This is a genomic window from Qipengyuania sp. Mu-71 (assembly GCF_036867055.1).
GTDB classification, from domain to species: domain Bacteria; phylum Pseudomonadota; class Alphaproteobacteria; order Sphingomonadales; family Sphingomonadaceae; genus Qipengyuania; species Qipengyuania profunda.
Genome location: NZ_JBAJHR010000001.1, coordinates 1,369,905 through 1,388,758, shown reverse-complemented (window position 1 = coordinate 1,388,758; position 18,854 = coordinate 1,369,905). Strand labels below are relative to the sequence as shown.

16 protein-coding genes and 2 tRNA genes are annotated in these 18,854 nt (G+C 65.1%); 6 read left to right on the top strand and 12 right to left on the bottom strand.

The window, feature by feature from the left end; genetic code table 11:
* Positions 1–76 precede the first annotated feature (76 nt).
* The 3 genes from V6B15_RS06900 to V6B15_RS06890 are packed head-to-tail and all read left to right on the top strand — an operon-like array spanning position 77 to position 5,028.
* Positions 77–3,661 carry an error-prone DNA polymerase gene (locus V6B15_RS06900; protein ID WP_334200554.1) on the top strand — a complete coding sequence of 1,195 codons (3,585 nt, stop codon included), beginning with the start codon at positions 77–79 and terminating at the stop codon, positions 3,659–3,661.
* A 9-nt stretch (positions 3,662–3,670) separates the two neighbouring features.
* Entirely contained in the window at positions 3,671–4,306 is a 636-nt protein-coding gene (locus tag V6B15_RS06895) for a LysE family translocator (RefSeq protein WP_334200553.1), read from the top strand.
* 5 nt (positions 4,307–4,311) lie between these two features.
* Positions 4,312–5,028 carry an extensin-like domain-containing protein gene (locus V6B15_RS06890; protein ID WP_334200552.1) on the top strand — a complete coding sequence of 239 codons (717 nt, stop codon included), beginning with the start codon at positions 4,312–4,314 and terminating at the stop codon, positions 5,026–5,028.
* Position 5,029: 1 nt separating this feature from the next.
* On the opposite strand, the gene phoB is transcribed toward V6B15_RS06890, so the two are convergent.
* The 11 genes from phoB to recJ all read right to left on the bottom strand — a co-directional run bounded on the left by phoB (position 5,030) and on the right by recJ (position 15,814).
* Positions 5,030–5,716, bottom strand: coding sequence for a phosphate regulon transcriptional regulator PhoB (gene phoB / locus V6B15_RS06885; protein WP_253522905.1), 687 nt, complete (start codon positions 5,714–5,716; stop codon positions 5,030–5,032).
* 70 nt (positions 5,717–5,786) lie between these two features.
* Positions 5,787–6,458 (bottom strand): phosphate signaling complex protein PhoU, encoded by a 672-nt coding sequence (gene phoU, locus V6B15_RS06880; RefSeq protein WP_253516140.1) that lies wholly within the window; start codon positions 6,456–6,458, stop codon positions 5,787–5,789.
* A gap of 13 nt (positions 6,459–6,471) precedes the next feature.
* Positions 6,472–7,218 carry a phosphate ABC transporter ATP-binding protein PstB gene (gene pstB, locus V6B15_RS06875; RefSeq protein WP_253522903.1) on the bottom strand — a complete coding sequence of 249 codons (747 nt, stop codon included), beginning with the start codon at positions 7,216–7,218 and terminating at the stop codon, positions 6,472–6,474.
* A 38-nt stretch (positions 7,219–7,256) separates the two neighbouring features.
* The gene (gene pstA, locus V6B15_RS06870; protein WP_334200551.1) at positions 7,257–8,507 is read right to left on the bottom strand and encodes a phosphate ABC transporter permease PstA; all 1,251 of its coding nucleotides are present in this window, start codon (positions 8,505–8,507) and stop codon (positions 7,257–7,259) included.
* Positions 8,500–9,885, bottom strand: coding sequence for a phosphate ABC transporter permease subunit PstC (gene pstC / locus V6B15_RS06865; protein ID WP_334200550.1), 1,386 nt, complete (start codon positions 9,883–9,885; stop codon positions 8,500–8,502). The genes pstA and pstC overlap by 8 nt, the downstream gene beginning before the upstream one ends.
* A gap of 16 nt (positions 9,886–9,901) precedes the next feature.
* The gene (locus tag V6B15_RS06860; protein ID WP_253516113.1) at positions 9,902–10,948 is read right to left on the bottom strand and encodes a substrate-binding domain-containing protein; all 1,047 of its coding nucleotides are present in this window, start codon (positions 10,946–10,948) and stop codon (positions 9,902–9,904) included.
* 114 nt (positions 10,949–11,062) lie between these two features.
* Complete coding sequence (locus V6B15_RS06855) at positions 11,063–12,310, bottom strand: OprO/OprP family phosphate-selective porin (protein WP_334200549.1); 1,248 nt, start codon at positions 12,308–12,310, stop codon at positions 11,063–11,065.
* A 194-nt stretch (positions 12,311–12,504) separates the two neighbouring features.
* Entirely contained in the window at positions 12,505–13,692 is a 1,188-nt protein-coding gene (locus V6B15_RS06850) for a sensor histidine kinase (protein ID WP_253516107.1), read from the bottom strand.
* 64 nt (positions 13,693–13,756) lie between these two features.
* Positions 13,757–13,831, bottom strand: a tRNA-Glu gene (locus tag V6B15_RS06845).
* Positions 13,832–13,876: 45 nt separating this feature from the next.
* Positions 13,877–13,951: transfer RNA gene (locus V6B15_RS06840), tRNA-Glu, on the bottom strand.
* A gap of 84 nt (positions 13,952–14,035) precedes the next feature.
* A complete protein-coding gene (recJ, locus tag V6B15_RS06835) occupies positions 14,036–15,814 on the bottom strand; it encodes a single-stranded-DNA-specific exonuclease RecJ (protein ID WP_330768328.1) in 1,779 nt (592 codons plus the stop codon).
* Positions 15,815–15,893: 79 nt separating this feature from the next.
* Between recJ and V6B15_RS06830 the strand changes: the two genes are divergently transcribed.
* The 3 genes from V6B15_RS06830 to V6B15_RS06820 all read left to right on the top strand — a co-directional run bounded on the left by V6B15_RS06830 (position 15,894) and on the right by V6B15_RS06820 (position 17,823).
* The gene (locus V6B15_RS06830) at positions 15,894–16,379 is read left to right on the top strand and encodes a flavodoxin family protein (protein ID WP_334200548.1); all 486 of its coding nucleotides are present in this window, start codon (positions 15,894–15,896) and stop codon (positions 16,377–16,379) included.
* A 96-nt stretch (positions 16,380–16,475) separates the two neighbouring features.
* On the top strand, positions 16,476–17,282 hold the full coding sequence (locus tag V6B15_RS06825; RefSeq protein ID WP_334200547.1) for a hypothetical protein: 807 nt from the start codon (positions 16,476–16,478) through the stop codon (positions 17,280–17,282).
* 40 nt (positions 17,283–17,322) lie between these two features.
* The gene (locus V6B15_RS06820) at positions 17,323–17,823 is read left to right on the top strand and encodes an AHH domain-containing protein (protein ID WP_334200546.1); all 501 of its coding nucleotides are present in this window, start codon (positions 17,323–17,325) and stop codon (positions 17,821–17,823) included.
* On the opposite strand, the gene V6B15_RS06815 is transcribed toward V6B15_RS06820, so the two are convergent.
* Positions 17,820–18,788, bottom strand: a complete 969-nt coding sequence (locus tag V6B15_RS06815; protein WP_334200545.1) for an NAD(P)H-dependent flavin oxidoreductase — start codon at positions 18,786–18,788, stop codon at positions 17,820–17,822. The two genes, V6B15_RS06820 and V6B15_RS06815, sit on opposite strands and share 4 nt — an antisense overlap.
* Positions 18,789–18,854 lie beyond the last annotated feature (66 nt).

Here is an 18,854-nt window from a genome sequence, read left to right as displayed (position 1 = left end):
AAGCTTTCGCCCAGCGGCGCAGGTGGATGGATCCCTGCCTTCGCAGCGATAACGGCGGTCCTGCGGCCTATCCATTATGCCCGAAAACGATCTCCAGATCCCCAAGCGGACGATCGAGCTCGATCCCGCGAACATCGAGGCGCCGCCGCGTTCGCCCTTCGTCGAGCTCGGACTCGTGTCCTGCTTCAGCTTCCTGCGCGGGGCGTCGGATGCGGTCGACCTGGTGCTGGAGGCGCGGGCGCTGGGTTACGATGCGATCGGGATTGCCGATGCCAATACGATGGCGGGCGTGGTGCGCATTCATACCGAGGCAAAAACGCTTAAACTGAAGCCGCTTATCGGCTGCAGGATAGAAACGGTCGAAGGTCTTGCCTTCCTGGCTTATCCGCGGAATCGCGCCGGCTATGGCCAATTGTGCCGTCTGATTTCGGCCGGGCGGATGCGCACGCTCGACGGGGAGTGGCAGGCCAAGGGCGCCTGCGACATCAGCCTCGCGATGCTGGCCGGGCATACCGGGGATGTGCAGCTGATCCTGCTGCCCCCGCGCGATCTCGACCAGCGCTTCGCCGTGACGGTGCCGAACAATGTCGTCCCCTTTCCGCCGGGCTCCCGGACAGAGGCATCCGAAGGCGGGCAAACGGATCGGGTGCGGGTGGAAGGAACGCTGTCCGATATCCTGCCGCATATCGCAGCCCAGCTTCCCACCCTTCGCCACCTTGCCGCAAGCTTCCTCTATACCGACAGCGATATCGCGCGGATCGAACGGCTCGATGCGCTCGCCAGGGCGCATGGCCTTGGCATCCTCGCCACCAATGACGTGCATTACGCCACGCCCGACAGGCGCCCGTTGCAGGACGTGATGACCGCGATCCGCCACAAGACCACCGTGGCGGCGGCGGGGCACCTGCTGGAAAGCAATGGCGAACGCTATCTCAAGCCGCCCGCGACCATGATCAGGCTGTTCGATCGCTGGCCGCATGCGATTGCCGCCACGCGCGAAGTGGCCGATGCCTGCGATTTCAGTCTCGACGAACTGGCGTATGAATATCCCGAGGAAATATACCCCGACGGGCAGGCGCCGCAGCAATATCTCACCAGCGAAACGTGGAAAGGGGCCGCCTGGCGCTATCCCGGCGGCGTGCCCGAGACCGTGCGCGAAACGATCGAACGCGAACTGGCGCTGATCGGCAAGCTCGACCTTGCGCGATACTTCCTCACCATCAAGGATATCGTCGATTATGCGCGCGGGGTCGATCCACCGATCCTGTGCCAGGGGCGCGGCAGCGCGGCCAATTCGGCGGTCTGCTATTGTCTCGGCATCACCAGCGTCGATCCGGCCAAGCACGCGCTGCTGTTCGACCGCTTCATTTCGGAAGAACGCAAGGAGCCGCCCGATATCGATGTCGATTTCGAGCACGAGCGGCGCGAAGAGGTGATCCAGTACATCTATCGCAAATACGGCCGTCACCGCGCCGGCCTGTGCGCCACGGTGATCCATTACCGCCCGCGCATGGCGATCCGCGAAGTGGGCAAGGCGATGGGGCTGACCGAGGATGTCACCGCTGCGCTGGCCAAGACCGTATGGGGTGGGTGGGGCCGCGAAATCAGCGAGAAACACGCTGCCGAGACGGGCATGGATGTGCGCGATCCGCACTTGCGCCGGGTTCTTAAACTGACCGAGCAAATGATTGGTATGCCGCGGCATTTGTCGCAGCATGTCGGCGGGTTCATCCTCACTGAAAGCGCGCTGACCGAAACCGTGCCGATCGGCAATGGCGCGATGCCCGAACGCAGTTTCATCGAATGGGACAAGGACGATATCGAGGCGCTTGGCATCCTCAAGGTCGATGTCCTCGCGCTGGGCATGCTGACCTGCATCCGCAAGTGCCTCGACTTGCTCGACGATCACTACAATCGCCCGCTCAGCCTTGCCAGCGTCCCGCGCGAGGATCCGGACACCTATGCCATGCTGCGCAAGGGGGATTCGCTGGGCGTGTTCCAGGTCGAAAGCCGCGCGCAGATGAACATGCTGCCGCGGCTGCGCCCGCGCGAATTCTACGATCTCGTGATCCAGGTCGCCATCGTGCGCCCGGGGCCGATCCAGGGCGACATGGTGCATCCCTATCTCAAGCGCCGGCGCGGGGCCGAACAGGTCGTCATTCCCGCGCCTGCCCCCGAGCATGGCCCGCCCGACGAATTGTCGAGCATTCTCGAACGCACGCTGGGCGTACCGATCTTCCAGGAACAGGCGATGAAGATCGCGCTCGATGCGGCGCAGTTTTCCTCCAAGGAAGCCAACCGGCTGCGCAAGGCGATGGCGACCTTCCGCAGCCGCGGCATGGTCGACGAATTGCAGGACATGATGGTCGAGCGCATGGTCGAACGCGGCTACGACCGCGAATTCGCGCAGCGCTGCTTCAACCAGATCCGCGGTTTCGGCGAATACGGTTTCCCCGAAAGCCACGCCGCCAGCTTCGCGCATCTGGTCTATGTCTCGAGCTGGCTCAAATGCCATTTCCCCGCCGCCTTTGGCTGCGCGCTGCTCAATTCGCAGCCGATGGGCTTCTATGCCCCCGCGCAGATCGTGCGCGACGCGCGCGAGCATGGCGTCAGCGTGCTGCCCGCCGACGTCAATCTGTCGCAATGGGATTGCACGCTGGAGGACATTGGCGGCGAGACACCCGCGAGCGGCCGAGAACGGGGGCGGGGCCGGCAGGACAGGAATATCGCGCTCCGCCTTGGCCTGCGGCAGGTCGACGGCCTGCCCGAGGCGGTGGCGGCGCGGCTGATCGCCGAGCGCGAGGCGGGCGGCCCCTATGCCGATGTCGCCGCGCTCAAGGACCGCGCGCGGATCGGCCCGGCGCATATCGAACGCCTGGCCAGCGGGGACTGCTTCGGTTCGATGCAGCTGTCGCGCAGGCAGGCGCTGTGGGATGCGCGCAGCATCGTGGGCGGGGCGGACCTGCCGCTGTTCGCCGCCGCCGCAGCGCGCGACGAGGGCGCCGAGACCGCGCGGACACAATTGCCCGCCATGCCGCTGAGCGAGGAAGTGGTGGCGGATTACCAGACCACGCGCCTGAGCCTGAAGGCGCATCCGATGGCCTTCCTGCGCGCCAGCCTGGCCGAACGCGGCTTCGTGCGCGCCAGCGATCTGCGCAGCCGCAAGTTCCGCAGCATGGTGCATGTCGCGGGCGTGGTGCTGATCCGCCAGCGACCGGGCAGCGCCAAGGGCGTCTGCTTCATCACGCTGGAAGACGAGACCGGTGTCATCAACCTCGTGGTCTGGCCGGATCTGAAGGAAAAACAACGCCGTGTGGTCATGGGTTCACGGCTGATGAAGGTGCGCGGCCGGGTCGAATATGACGACGAGGTGATCCATGTGATCGCACATCACATGGAAGATGCGACGCACCAGCTCTACCGCCTGTCCGACGACATGCTCAATGCGCCGGTCGCGCGCGCGGACCATGTCACGACGCCGCTGCCCGCCAAGTTCAACCCGCGCGACAATCTCAGGGAAGGCGGGGACGACCCCTACCGGCCGGTCGAGCCATGGGAGGAGCCCCCGCCGGGCAATCGCGAGTGCGGGTGGTTCGGCCCCAATTCGGGCGGGCATCCGCGCGATGCGCGGATCATTCCCCCGAGCCGCGACTTCCACTAGGCGCGCTGCATGATCGATGCCGAAAAGCTCGCCGCCTTCGCGCTGGTGACTGCGACCACCAGCCTGGTGCCGGGGCAATCGATGCTATTCGTCATGGGGCAGGCGGTCTGGCGCGGTGCGCGCTCGGGCTGGGCGGCGCTGCTGGGCATGCAGATCGGGTACCTGGTGTGGTGGGTGCTGGTCGCGTTCGGGCTCGGCACGCTCGCCGCGGCCTATCCGCTCGCCTTCCGCGTGCTGGCCTTTGCGGGGATCGGCTATCTCGCATGGCTCGGCATTACCGCGATCCGGCACTCCTTCCACGCGGGAGAGGAAGCACCGCCAACTGCCCGCGAGCCTTCGCGCCATGCCTTTCGCGACGGCATCCTCATCGCCATCGGCAATCCCAAGTCGCTGATCTACATGCTCGCGATCATCCCGCCCTTCGTCGATGCCGCATCGCCGATCGGGCCGCAGATCATCCTTCTGGCCGTTCTCGCCCTCGTGATCGACGTGCCGGTCGGGGCGCTGTACATCGGTGCCGGGCAACGGCTCGCCCGCCTGATGGCGCGCGCTACGACGCGGCGCTGGATCGATCGCGGCATTGGAACGGTTTTCCTCCTGATAGCGGCCCTCGTGCTGGCCGAATTATTGGGGACGGAGCTGTGACACGGATGATTTCGCGACGGATCGGACGCTTTGCCGGTGATAGGCGGTTGGCACTGCTGCTGATCGCGGCGGGACTTCTGCTGAGCGCCCGGGTCTGGCTCGCCGAGCATCCCGAGCACAATCCCTGGGCACCGCTCGACCTGCGCGATCCGGTGGGCTGGGCGACCGATCGCAAGCTGCTTGCGCTGCGTGAGGATGCTCCAGCATGCCGGGCGGTGCTCGAGCGCAGCGATATCGCGCATGATGTGCTCGAACCCGCGGGCGAGGGCGCCTGTCGGCGAGAGGACCGCACGCGGCTCACCGACTATCCGCTCAGCCCCACTACGCCGCCGGTCACCTGTCCTGCGTCGATCGCGCTGCTGCTATGGGAGCGTGACGTGCTCGGGCCCGCTGCGCAGGCGATCTTCGGATCGGGAATCGCGCGGATAGAACACCTTGGCGCCTATTCCTGCCGCCGTCTCTATGGCCGCGATTCGGGAGCGTGGAGCGAACATGCGACTGCCAATGCGATCGATATCGCGGGCTTCGTCCTTACCGATGGGACGCGGATCAGCGTGCTGCGCGACTGGGACGGGGAGGGGGACAAGGCGCGGTTCCTGCGCACGGTGCGCGACGGCGCCTGCGACGGTTTCCCGACCGTGCTGTCACCCGATTACAATGCCGCGCATGCGGACCATTTCCATCTCGACATGAGCCCGCGCTGGCGCGGCGTCTGCCGCTAGGTCAGGCCTCGAGCGAATAGCCCGCGCTGCGCACCGTGCGCACCGGATCCTTTGCGCCTTCGATCTCGATCGCCTTGCGCAGGCGCCGGATATGGACATCGACCGTGCGCAGCTCGATCTCGCTTTCGGTGCCCCAGACACCGTCGAGCAGCTGCCCGCGGCTGAACACGCGGCCCGGGCTTTCCATGAAGAATTTGAGCAGGCGGTATTCGGTCGGCCCGAGTTGCAAGGTGCGGCCGCGGCGGGTGACCTTGTGCGCCACCGGGTCGAGCGTGATATCGCCGACCTCGATGCTTTCGCCGGCCAGCGCGGGGCGAATACGGCGCATGACCGCTGCCACGCGGGCGAGCAATTCGCGCGGGGAAAACGGCTTGGTGAGGTAATCGTCGGCTCCCGTATCGAGCCCGCGCACGCGGTCATCCTCAGCCTCGCGCGCGGTCAGCATGATGATCGGGACGTGCGCGGTTTCCTTGTCGCGGCGCAGGCGGCGACAGACCTCGATCCCGCTGGTCCCCTCGATCATCCAGTCGAGAATGACGAGATCGGGCACATCTTCGGTGGCAAGCAGCAGCGCTTCATCGCCATCGGAGGTCGTGCGGACCTGATAGCCTTCATTGGTAAAGCGGTACTCGAGCAGTTCGGAGAGGGCGGGATCGTCCTCTACCAAGAGCAATTTGGCGGCGTGCAAATTCTTGCCTTTCCGGGAAAACTCAGTCTCGGTCGACACCGCTTTATGACCTTCGCACTACGGTTTTGTGTCAACCGTCCTCGTCGAGAGGATAGTTTCCGGTAGCCGCAAAGTGCACCATTTCGGCCACATTGGTGGCATGGTCGCCGATGCGTTCGAGATTGCGCGCCACGAATAGCATTTGTGCCGCGCTCGAGATGGTCGAGGGGTTTTCGACCATGTGGCTGACGAGGTTGCGGAAGATCGAATTGTAGAAGGCATCGACCTTTTCGTCGGCGGCGATCACTTCGCGCGCCAGTTCGGCGTCACGCGCGGCATAGGCGGTCAGCACGTCATGGACCATTTCCGCGGCGACTTCGGCCATGGCGGGCAGCAGGGTCAGCGGTTCGAACTGCTTGCGATTGCCGCCGATTTCCTTGCTCGCCTTGGCGATGTTCTTCGAATAGTCGCCGATCCGCTCGACCACGCCGGCGATCTTGAGCGCGGCGATCACTTCGCGCAGGTCGTCGGCCATCGGGGCGCGCAGTGCGATGATGCGCACGGAGAGCTTGTCGATCTCGCTTTCGAGCGCGTCGATTTTCTTGTCGCCCTTGACGACCTTGTCGGCCAGTTCGTCGTCGCCTTTGACGAGCGCCTCGAGCGACTGGGCGATGGCGGCTTCCGCCAGCCCGCCCATCTCGGCGATCAGCCCGCGCAGACGGGTGATGTCCTCATCGAAGGCCTTAACGGTATGTTCTTGCATCGGATTCATGGCCTTATCCGTAACGCCCCGTGATGTAATCCTGGGTCCGCTGCTCGTGCGGGTTGGTGAAAATGTCTGAGGTGCGGCCATACTCTACCATTTTCCCGAGATGGAAAAAGGCGGTACGTTGGCTGACGCGGGCAGCCTGCTGCATGGAATGGGTAACGATCACGATGGCGTAACGACCATTGAGTTCGGCAATCAGTTCCTCGATCTTCGCAGTGGCGATCGGATCGAGGGCTGAGCAGGGCTCGTCCATCAGGATAACCTCTGGATCGACCGCGATGGCGCGGGCAATGCACAGGCGTTGCTGCTGGCCGCCCGAAAGCGCCGTGCCGCTGTCCAGCAGCCGGTCCTTCACCTCTTCCCATAGCCCCGCGCGCTTGAGCGACTTCTCGACGATCGCGTCGAGCTCGTCCTTGCCCTCGGCAAGACCGTGGATCTTGGGGCCATAGGCGATGTTGTCGTAGATCGACTTGGGGAAGGGGTTGGGCTTCTGGAACACCATCCCGACGCGGGCGCGCAACTGGACGACATCCATGCCCGAGGAATAGATGTCTTCCCCGTCGAGTTCGATGCACCCTTCGACGCGCGCCGAAGGAATGGTGTCGTTCATGCGGTTGAGCGTGCGCAGGAAAGTCGACTTGCCGCAGCCCGAGGGACCGATGAAGGCGGTCACATATTCGGTCGGGATGTCGATCGAAACCTCGTCGATCGCCTTCTTGTCGCCGTAGAACACGGAGACGGCATTGGCGCTCATCTTGGCTTCGGTCTTCTCGAGGTTGTCGTGGACTACGGTCACCAGGTTTTCTCGAATTTGTTACGCAGGTAAATGGCGAGCCCGTTCATCACGAGCAGGAACAGCAATAGCACGATAATCGCCGCGCTGGTGCGTTCCACGAAGCCGCGGTCGATTTCGTCCGACCACAGGAAAATCTGCATCGGCAGCACGGTCGCGGGCGAGGTGAAGCCATCGGGCGGGGTGGCGACGAAGGCGCGCATGCCGATCATCAGCAGCGGGGCAGTTTCGCCCAGCGCGCGTGCCATGCCGATGATCGTGCCGGTCAGGATCCCGGGCAGCGCGAGCGGAAGGACATGGTGGAACACGACCTGCACGGGCGATGCGCCGATGGCCAGCGCGCCATCGCGAATGCTCGGCGGGACCGCCTTGATCGCATTGCGCCCGGCGATGACGATGACGGGCATGGTCATCAGCGCCAGCGTCATACCGCCGATCAGCGGCGCGGATCGCAGATTGGGGAACAGCGTCAGGAACACCGCGAGCCCCAGCAGGCCGAAAATGATCGACGGGACCGCCGCGAGATTGTTGATCGACAGTTCGATCAGATCGGTCCAGCGATTCTTGGGGGCGTATTCCTCAAGATACAGCGCCGCGAGGACGCCGATCGGGAAGGCCAGCAGCAGGGTGACGACCATCGTCAGCAGCGAGCCCTTGAGCGCGCCCCAGATACCCGCCTGCTGAGGATTGGTGGCATCCGAGCGGCCAAGGAATCCCGGATCGAAGTTCTTCGACAGTCGCCCGTCCTCATAGAGGCCGATGGCGAGCGCCTGCATGTCCGAAGAGCCTTCGCCTTCATAGCCCGACGCGAGGTCGGCCGAGGCGGGCAGCCAGAAGCTTTCGCTGCGCTGGAGCAGCGCGGGATCGGCAATGACCGCAGCGGCGACATCGCGCCAGGCCTGCGCGCCGAGTTCGTCTGCGGCATCCTCGCCCAGTTCTTCCGCTGCGAAATATTGCACGACATCGCGCAGGCCCTGCGCCTCGAGCGAAGCCAGAGCCCCCGGCTGCGCCATCGTATCGGGACTGGCGGCGATGCCGGCCTGGGTGAAGTCGATCGGGACTTTCATCTCGACGCGCTGGAAGCCGCCGATGCCGTTGAAAGTCATCGTTCCAAGCAGGAAGACCAGCACCGCAATCGAGAACACGATCGCGCCGAGACCGAGCGCACGGAAGCGCTTCTCGGAGGCGTAGCGTTTTTTCAGCCGCGCTTCGAATTCGGGCGTGCGCGTGGGGGCGATGCGCTCACTCATAAGCTTCGCGATACCTTTTGACGACGCGCAGGGCGACGAAGTTCAGACCCAGCGTCACCATGAACAGGACGAATCCCAGGGCAAAGGCGCTGAGGGTGGCGGGATGGTCGAAACTGCCTTCGCCGGTCAGCATGGCGACGATCTGCACGGTCACCGTGGTCATCGATTCGAGTGGATTGGCTGAGAGATTGGCGGCGGTCGATGCCGCCATCACCACGATCATCGTCTCGCCGATGGCGCGGCTGATCGCCAGCATGATCCCGGCAACGATACCGGGCAGCGCGGCGGGGATCATCACGCGCTTGATCGTTTCCGAGCGCGTGGCGCCCATCGCCAGGCTGCCGTCGCGCATCGCGCCGGGCACTGCGGCAATCGAATCGTCGGCCATCGAGGACACGAAGGGAATGATCATCACGCCCATCACGAGACCTGCCGCCAGCGCGCTTTCGCTGGACGGGTTCGAGACCCCGAGGCTCATCGCAAGGTCGCGGATCGCCGGGGCGATCGTCAGCGCGGCGAAATAGCCATAGACCACCGTCGGCACGCCTGCGAGGATCTCCAGCGCGGGCTTGACCCAGCGTCGCAGGGCCGGGTCGGCATATTGCGTGAGGTAAATCGCGCTCATCAGTCCGAGCGGAATGGCGACGATCATGGCGATGATCGCCCCGATGAACAGCGTGCCCCAGAACAGCGGGACAGCGCCGTAGCGGCTGCCGTCCGGATTGTCGGGATTGGCCATCGGGTCGGGGCCCCAATGCGTGCCGAACAGGAAGTCGATGGGCGAGACCATGCCGAAGAACCGCACGGTTTCGAACACCAGGCTGGCGAGGATGCCGATGGTCGTCAGGATCGCGACCAGCGAGGCGCCGAGCAGGATCGCCATGACGATTCGCTCCACCTTGCTGCGCGCGGCGAAGTCGGGCCGCAGCTTGAGGAAGGCGTACGTACCAGCAAGAAAAGCTATCAGCAGCGCCACGACGATGCCGATCGTGTTGTAGTAGAACAAGGCCTCGCGATAGGGTTCGACAAGGCCCGAGGCCTGCGGATTGAACACTGCGGATGCGGCCCCGGTCGCGACCGCGCGCGCTTCGTTGAGGATGGTCTGGCGCTGGAACCCGAAGGCGGGCAGTTCGGCCGCCGCCGGGCTGGCGAGCACCTGCTGCGTCACGAGACCCGGGGCAATTGCGCTCCACAGCGCGATGAAGGCGACCATGGGCAGGATGACCCACAGCGCGACATACCACGCGTGGTAGACCGGCAGGCTGGGCAAGCGGCCATCGGCGCTGTCGCGCCGGAATGCCCATGCCCGGGCACGGGCCGCCAGCCATCCGGCGAGCCCGAGCCCCAGGGCCAGGAGAAGCAGGATAGCTGGCGACATGGGTTGCTTTCAGACCTTACTTGAGCTGCGCGCCGTCGAGCGTGGTGTACTCGGTGGCTGCCTTCAGGTTGGTCGCCATAACGTCCTCGGGCGATGCGACAAGACCGATCTTGGCCAGTTCCCCGTCCTTGGCCCACATCTTGGTCCACTGGAGCAGGTATTCGCGCAGGCCGGGGATCGCATCGAGATGCGCCTTCTTCGCGTAGACATAGAGCGGCCGCGCACCGGGATAGTCGAAATTGGCGATGTTCTCGTAAGTCGGCGCGACGCCGTTCATGTCGAGACCCTGCACCTTGTCGGCATTTTCCTCGAGATAGCTGTAGCCGAAGATGCCGACGGCGTTGGGATTGCCCTCGATCTTCTGGACGATGAGATTGTCCTGCTCGCCCTGGTCGACATAGGCGCCGTCCGAGCGCACTTCGGTGCACAGCTGCGCGTGGCGATCCTTGTCGCTGTCCTTCAGCGCTTCCATTTCGGCATTGGTGTCACAGCCGACTTCGAGCACCAGTTCCTTGAGCGCGTCGCGCGTGCCCGAGGTGCTGGGCGGACCGTAGACGAGGATGGGCTGGTCGGGGAGCGAGGGATCAACATCCGACCAGGTCTGGTTGGTCTGTTCGCCGCCATAGGGCGAAGCGGCAATCGCCTCGTAAACCTGCTTGGGGGTCAGGCTCATGGTGATCCCGCCCTTGGCCGAGGCGAAGGCAATCCCGTCGAGCCCGACCTGGATTTCGATGACGTCGGTCACGCCATTGGCCTGGCAGTCGGCGAATTCGCTCGCCTTCATGCGGCGCGAGGCATGCGTCATGTCGGGGGTGTCCGCCCCGAGGCCGGCGCAGAACAGTTTCATCCCGCCGCCGGTGCCGGTCGATTCGATGATCGGCGAGCGGTAGTCGGGCTGCGCGCGCACGAAGGCTTCGGATACGGCCTTGGCGAAGGGGAATACCGTCGAGGAGCCGACCGCGCGGATCGAATCGCGCGATCCGCCGTCGCCGCCATTGGCGCCGCAGGCGGTGAGGGCGACAGCCGATGCCGCGGCGAAGATGAAAGATTTGGTCTTGCTCATGGATAACCCCTTGTAAGTCTAGCTAGCGGCGCAAAAGCGCCCCAATGTTACATGGTTGCGACAATATTTTGACCAGTGGTCCGCAGAGCGGAAATAAACGCGTTTCCCGGCCTGTCAGAAATCGATTTGCGCACGGACGCCGAAGGCATCGACGCCATAGGAGGTATCGTCATTGGCGGCGGGCAGGATGGCATCTTCGTACTGCAGACGGCCGTAATTGACCAATAGCGCGGTATAGTCGGTCGGTTTCCAGATCAGCGAGGCGAGATAGCCCGCCTGGCGTCCGCCCAGGATTCCCGCGTCGTTAAGATCGAGATGGTCGTAGCGAAGCGTGAACTGGAGCGATCCGAAGCCGCCTTCGCCAACCGGGCGCTGCGGTTTGGTGCGATCGAACTTGCCACCTTTGTACCCGCGCGAATCGTCGGTCAGGAAAACGCCCGCTTCGGCATAGCCGCCAAAGAAGGTCGGATCGCTCGCCAGCGCGGGCATGGCGACGGTCTGCCAGTATCCTTCGGCTGCCACGTGGAAGCGTCCGGCGATCGCGGCGGCCTCGAGCCCGAAACCGGTTTCGCTGGTGGCCTCCATGCTGCCGGTGTCGATGAAGCGCTGCGAGGTGAAGTGCACCAGCGGGCGCTGGCGGTACCGCAGCTGCGTAGCGGCATTATCGAGGTCGTTGTAATGGACCGAGCCCGCGAAATGCAGCTGCGCATCACCGGCTTTCGGCATGTAGACGAGCCGCGCATCGACGCCGCGGTTCTTGCTGTCCGTATCCTCGATATTGTCGGTAAAGACGCCGGCCTGGGCGAGGAAATCGCCGCGGGCGTAGGTGATCGAGGCACCGAGGCGGCGCTCGAAACCGAAGGCATCGGTAAAGGCAGCGCGCTCGATAAAGGTCGTGTGGAGGCTGCTGGTCAATTCCTCGAGCGACTGGAAGGTGTTGTGCTGGCCGATGCTCACTTCGAGCGGGCCGTCTTCGTAGGACAGAATGGCGTCGGCCACCGAAATTTCGTTGCCTGCAAAATCGACTTCGAACTTGTACCCGAAACCGCCTGGCATATCGCCCGAAGCGCCCAGCCGCGCGCGGCGCACTTCGTTGCCAAAGCCGTCGGCAGCGCCGGTCGAAGCAGGGGCCGAGGTAAAGCCCGCATCGAACATCAGCCGACCGCGGGGCTTGAAGCTCCATCCGTCTGACTTGCCCAGCGCAGCCACCGGTGTGTCTGCTGCCGGTTGCGCGGGCGCTGCGACTGCGGGGGCAGCGCGCGTCGCCTCCAGCTCGGATTCAAGTTGGTCGATGCGCGCGTTCATCGCTGCAAGCTGCAAGCGTAGCGCGGCCAGATCTTCGGCAGCGTCCTGGGCAAGCAATGGGGTTGGCAAGGCGCAGCCAAGTGCAAGGGTCACCAGACAAAGGCGTGAGCGGGTGCGCATCAATCGATTCTCTTGTAAGGAGGGTTACGGATCGACGACGCCACTATGACCATGATGTTGCAGATATATGACATCGAACGTGCGCGGCCCATCCACCGTCCAGCTGCCGAGCAGGCCGCCAGGGCCCCGGTTCAGCTTTCCTTGTCGTCTTTTTCCAGCGGCAGGATGACCGTCACACGGGTGCCTTCGCCAAGCGTGCTGTCGATATCGAGCCGGCCGCGATGGCGTTCGACGATATGCTTGACGATCGCCAGGCCCAGTCCGGTGCCGCCCGAAGCGCGGCTGCGTCCGGGATCCGTGCGATAAAAACGCCGGGTGAGATGCGGGATGTGTTCGGGAGCAATCCCGTCGCCGCGATCGGTCACGGTCAGCCGCAGCCGGTTCTGGCCCTTGGGATGCAGCCGGACGGTAACCGGTTGGCCCGGCTTCCCGTATTTGAAGGCATTGTCGACCAGATTGCGGACCAGCTGTTCGAGCTGCTGCCGGTCGCCGCGGATGACGAATTCGCCTGCCGACTTGAAATCGAGCAATTCGCCGCGGTCTCCGCTGGCCGCGTCATGCGCGGCGCGTTCGGCAAGCTTGGAGAATTCGAGCGTGCGATCGGGCAGATCGTGCTTTTCCGCCTCGATCCGCGAGAGCGACATGAGATCGCTGACGAGATCCTGCAGCCGTTTCCCCTCGCGCTGGATGATCGCGAGAAACTTGTCGGCCATTTTCGGATCGAGGTTCTCGACATCCTCGCGCAGCGTTTCGACATAGCCGATGATCGCGGCCAGCGGCGTGCGCAGTTCATGGCTGGCATTGGCAACGAAATCGGTATGCGCGCGGGCGATGTCGGCCTCGGCGGTCTTGTTGACGAATTCGATCACCGCGAGCTCGCCCGGCAGCGTCTTGCGGTTGATCCGCCAGATATCGGTCCGCCGGTTGAGGCCGCGCACCACCGCGCCGCCTTCGGCATTGCGTGCCAGCAGCCGAATCGCCTCGGGCTGCCGCAGCGCCATGCGGACATCCTGCCCGACGATATGGCCGCCCAGCAGCTTGCGCGCCGACAGATTGGCAATGATCACCCGGTCGCGTTCGGTGATGACCACCGGGGTTTCCGAATGTTCGAACAAATCGGCCATGTTGTCGCGGGTGAAGGATGGCCCGACGGGGGCTTCCTTGACCTCGGGCGGGCGTGCGGCAACGAGATAGAGCGAGCCGATCCATACGATGAAGATCAGGGCGGCATAGACGAGGCTGGTACCGAGCGTCGCGAGAATGATGCAGGCGAGCAGCGCCAGCACGAATCCGGACCAGGGAAAACTACGCTCGCTCATTGCTGCGCGGCTTAGCGGGGCGCGGTTCGCCGCGCCACCTGCTTTTCCCGATGATGTGGTGTGATGGTGACCCGTACGGGAATCGAACCCGTGTTTCAGCCGTGAAAGGGCCGCGTCCTAACCGCTAGACGAACGGGCCACAAATGTGGCGCTGGCAAGAAATTGCAGATGCAACACACCACCGTGGTGACCCGTACGGGAATCGAACCCGTGTTTCAGCCGTGAAAGGGCCGCGTCCTAACCGCTAGACGAACGGGCCACGCCCGCATGGCGGGTCGGTGGCGTGGCGGGCCAATTAGGCGTGGGGGTGCGGGTCGTCAACCCTCCAATGCACGCATTTCGGTCAATCGGCCCAGGCGGCGTCCTCGAGGTGCAGTTCGGCCTGCGGGCGGCTGCCCCAGTCGTCGATCTTCACCCGGCCTGCCAGCCATAGCCTGCGCCCGCGCGAGCCATGCAGCAGCGCCTGGCCCATATCGCTGTCGGCCGCGCGAAACGCGATGCCCTTGAAGCTCTTGCCGTCGTCACCTGCGGCGATCAGGCGGACGTGATCGGTGCCCACGATATCGCATTTGACGAGGCGCACCGGTCCCACCGCTACGCGCGGTCCTGGCCAGCCGACACCATAGGGACCGGCCTCCTCGAGCGAATTGACCAGTTCGGAGGTCAGCCCGCCGGGCGACACCGCGAGGTCGAGCGCCATCTCGCGACTGGCAGAGGCGCGGGCAACCTGGCCCTCCAGCGTGCGATCGAGCCATTCGGCAAGCGCATCGACCTTGTCGGCGCTCACCGTCAGACCGGCAGCCATCGCATGGCCACCACCGGCGACCAGCAGGCCTTCGTCACGCGCGCGGATGATCGCCGCGCCGAGATCGACGCCGGAAATCGAGCGACCCGATCCCTTGCCTGTTTCGCCATCGAGCGCGATGACCAGCGCGGGCTTGCCGGTCTTTTCCTTGATCCGTCCGGCAACGATCCCGATCACACCCGGATGCCAGCCTTCACCCGCCACCAGGTGGACCGCGCGATTGTGCTGGGCGGCCAGCTGCTGTTCGGCCGCTTCCTGAACCTCGGCCTCGATCAGCCGACGTTCTTCATTGAGCGCGGATAATTGCGCGGCAATGGTCCGCGCCTCTTCGGGGTCGCGCGTTGTCAGCAGGCGGACGCCTAGGGTCGATTCGCCGACCCGTCCGCCCGCATTGATCCGCGGCCCCAGCGCGAAGCCCAAGTCCGAACAAGCGGGCGAGCGTTTCAACCGACTCGCGTCGATCAGCGCCGCCATGCCGATATTGTCGCGCCGCGCCATGACCTTGAGCCCTTGCGCGACGAACGCGCGGTTGAGACCGTGCAGCGCGGCGACATCGGCGACGGTCCCCAGCGCGACGACATCGAGCAGCGCAAGCAGGTCGGGTTCCTTGCGCTCCGCGAAGAAGCCGCGCTGGCGCAGCGTGCGGACCAGCGCGATCGCCAGCAGGAATGCAACGCCGACCGCGGCGAGATGCCCATGCGCGGCGGCCTCGTCTTCCTCGTCGAGCCGGTTGGGATTGACCAGCGCGACCGTCTGCGGAAGATCGGGGCTGCATTTGTGGTGGTCGACCACGATCACGTCGATCCCCGCCGCATGCGCCATACCCAGCGCCTCGTGCGCCATGGCGCCGCAATCGACCGTGACGATCAGGCTGGAGCCCGCCTGGCCCAGCTTGACCAGCGCTTCGCCCGAAGGACCATAGCCTTCGAGCAGGCGGTCGGGGATGTAATAGCCCGCCTCGACGCCCAGTTCGCGCAAGAGACGGATCAGCAGCGCGGAACTGGTCGCCCCATCGACGTCGTAATCGCCATAGATGGTGATCGTTTCGCCCGCGATGACCGCTTGGGCAATCCGGTCGGCGGCGACGTCCATATCGCGGAACAGCGACGGATCGGGCAGGAAATTGCGCAGGGTCGGTTGGCGATGCCGTTCGATATCGGCGGCCTCGACGCCCCGCGACAGCAGCAGCTGGCGGACGATATCGTCGCCCAGCGTCGGCTTTGCACCCAGTTCCATATTGCCGCCGCGCCAGCGCCATGCGCGGCCGGTGAGGGACGAGGATACGCCGAATACGTGCGAAAGGGCCTGCGATGCCATAACCGGGCAATAGCCCCTGCTTGTGGGCAGCGGAAGTTCCGGTGATTGACAATCGACAGGCGTGGGCGATGCTTCGGGCATGTCCACCGGCCGGCTCCTCATCATCTGGCACAGCCGCACCGGCACCAGCGAGCAACTGGCCGCAGCCGCCTGCGAGGGCGCGGGCGAGGGCGCGCGGTTGTTGCGTGCCTGCGATACCGCGCCGGACGATCTGCTCGCGGCGGGCGGCTATCTGTTCTGCTGCCCCGAAAACCTGGCCAGCATGAGCGGCGAGATGAAAGAGATGTTCGACCGCTGCTATTATCCCGTCCTCGGGCGTATCGAAGGGCGGCCTTACGCGACGGTGATTGCGGCGGGATCGGATGGCGAGGGCGCGCAGCGGCAGCTCGACCGGATCGCGACAGGCTGGCGGCTGAAGCGCGTGACCGATCCGTGGATCGTCAAAACCGACGCGCAAGAGCCCGAGGAGATCCTCGCTCCGAAAGCCGTGAGCGACAGCGAGCGTGCGCGCGCGGCCGAACTCGGCGCGGCGCTGGCAGAGGGCATCGCGCAGGGCATTTTCTAGAACTCGCTCCACATCCGAGCGGTTGGGCTGCGAAGACTCGACGGATTATCCGATAGCCGCCAAGACCACCCCGCGGGCAGAAGGACGGCGATTTCGGTGACAGTGGATGCGCAAGGCGGCGACCAGGACGGGGGCACCCGACCCGGCCTGATGCTGATGTTCGACCGTGGTCGGCGACCCGACCGCGCGGCCGTGGCCGCAGCGCTGGCGACTATTCCGCGCGCCGTGGTCAGCCATGATCCCGGACGGGCCGATCCTGCTCATCATGTCGCCGATCCGCCGCAGCGGGCCGCGGCGGGGGAGGACTGGCTCGAGCTTCTCGCCGACGGGCTGACATTCGACCTGTTGGGACTCTCCCCCGGTCCGGGCCTGTCCGCGCCCGAGGTCGCCCACCGGTACAATTGCGATATCGACTGCCTGCTCGATAGCGAGGCGCTTGCGCTCGTTCCCGGCCCCCATATCGCGCAAGGCGCGCGTGCCTTGCCGATCATCCGCACGCTGCTGGGCCTTGGGGCAGCGCTGACCGACGCGCTCGAGGGCGTGCAGACGGTTTGCTGGCCGGTCGCGCGCACCGCGATTGCCCCCCGGTTCTTTGCCCGGACGGTAGATGCCTGGCTCGGCGGGGGGCCGTTTCCCGCGCTCGGAATGCTCGGGTTCGACTTCGACGAACAGGGTGGACTGCGGAGCGAGGGTCTGCGATTCTTCATCGGCTGCGAACTTGCTATCGATCCTGCGGCATGCCGCGATCGCTTGGCCGCTACGCGTCTGGCGGTCCGCATCGTTCAGGAATTGGTCGGCTACCAGCGACCCGACGGGCAGCAGGAGTTCACGACCGAGGGCGGCGAGGTCTTCACGCTCGAACCCGATCTTCCGATGGGGCTCCTCAAGCTCCGCCCAGCTTAGGTGCGATATGGTGGAGGGCACGCAATACACTCCCTCGCACATGCGCCGTCGCTTGCCGTTTCGCGCGGTCAACCGGCGGGGGTCGCCGCAGTACGATCCGGCGCTTCAGAGGCATCACCTGCTGCCCTGCGAGCTGCTCGGCAAAAGGTGTTTCGCCCCGCTGATCGAGACGCTGGGCAAGGACCGGATCGGATTCGACGACTTCCGGCGCAACGGGCTGCTGCTGCCTGCGCGCGAGGAGGCGGTGCGGCGACTTGCGCTGCCGCTGCACCGCGGACCGCATCGCGATTACAATGCAATGGTCATCGAACGCGTCGGGCGGATCGAGCGGCGCTGGTCACGCCAGACGCTGGCCGATCCACGCGGTGCGGCGGATACCGCGCTGATGCGATTCTCGCTGCTCCAGCGGGCGCTACGTCGGCGGCTGCTCGACGAGCGCCAGCCCTTGCGGCTCAACCGCAAGGACCCGGTAGGCAAGGGGATGGATTTCACCGACCTCGACGCGATGGCCGAAATCTTGTGGGGCGCGACCGCGCCCTAGGCAGTCGCGCGCGCCAGCGCTTCTTTCGCCGCAGTGTATTCGCGTTCGAGCCGCGCCACGGTGTCCTCGACCGGTGCGCTGGCGGTGACCGTGCCGATGCCCTGGCCCGAGCCCCATACGTCCTTCCACGCCTTGGCCTTGGTATTGCCGCCGCTGCCGAAGTTCATCTTGGTCGGGTCGCTCACGGGCAGATCGTCGGGGTCGAGCCCGGCGCTCTCGATGCTCGAGCGCAGGTAATTGCCGTGCACTCCGGTGAACAGATTGGTGTAGACGATGCCATCCGCGCCGCCTTCGACGATCGCTTCCTTGTAAGCTTCGTCGGCATTGGCCTCGGTGGTCGCGATCCATGGCGAGCCGATATAGGCAAAGTCCGCGCCGAGTGCCTGCGCGGCAAGGATCGAGCGGCCATGCGCGATCGAACCCGAGAGCGCGACCAGCCCGTCGAACCATTCGCGGATTTCCTGCATCAGCGCGAAGGGGCTGAGCACGCCGGCATGCCCGCCGGCCCCCGCAGCCACGGGGATCAACCCCGTTGCACCCTTTTCGATTGCCTTGTGCGCGAAGCGGTTGTTGATCACGTCATGCATGGTGATCCCGCCCCATCCGCTGACCGCGTTGAACACTTCCTCGCGCGCGCCGAGCGAGGTGATGACCATCGGCACCTGCCATTTGGCGCAGGTCTGCATGTCGGCATCGAGCCGGTCGTTCGATTTGTGGACGATCTGGTTGACCGCATAGGGCGCGGCCGGGCGCTCGGGATTGTCGCGGTTATGCGCCGCCAGTTCCTCGGTGATCTGGTGCAGCCATTCGTCGACCTGGCTTTGCGGCCGCGCATTCAGCGCGGGGAAGCTGCCGACGATGCCCGCCTTGCACTGCGCGATGACCAGTTCCGGCCCGGATACGATGAACAGCGGCGATCCGATGACGGGGATGCGCAGTTTGTCGAAGGGGGCGGGCAGGGTCATGGTAGGCGGGCTCCTCGCTGGTGTCGTGAGACGTGGGCGTATGGCGCGTTCCCGCGCTTGTCGAGG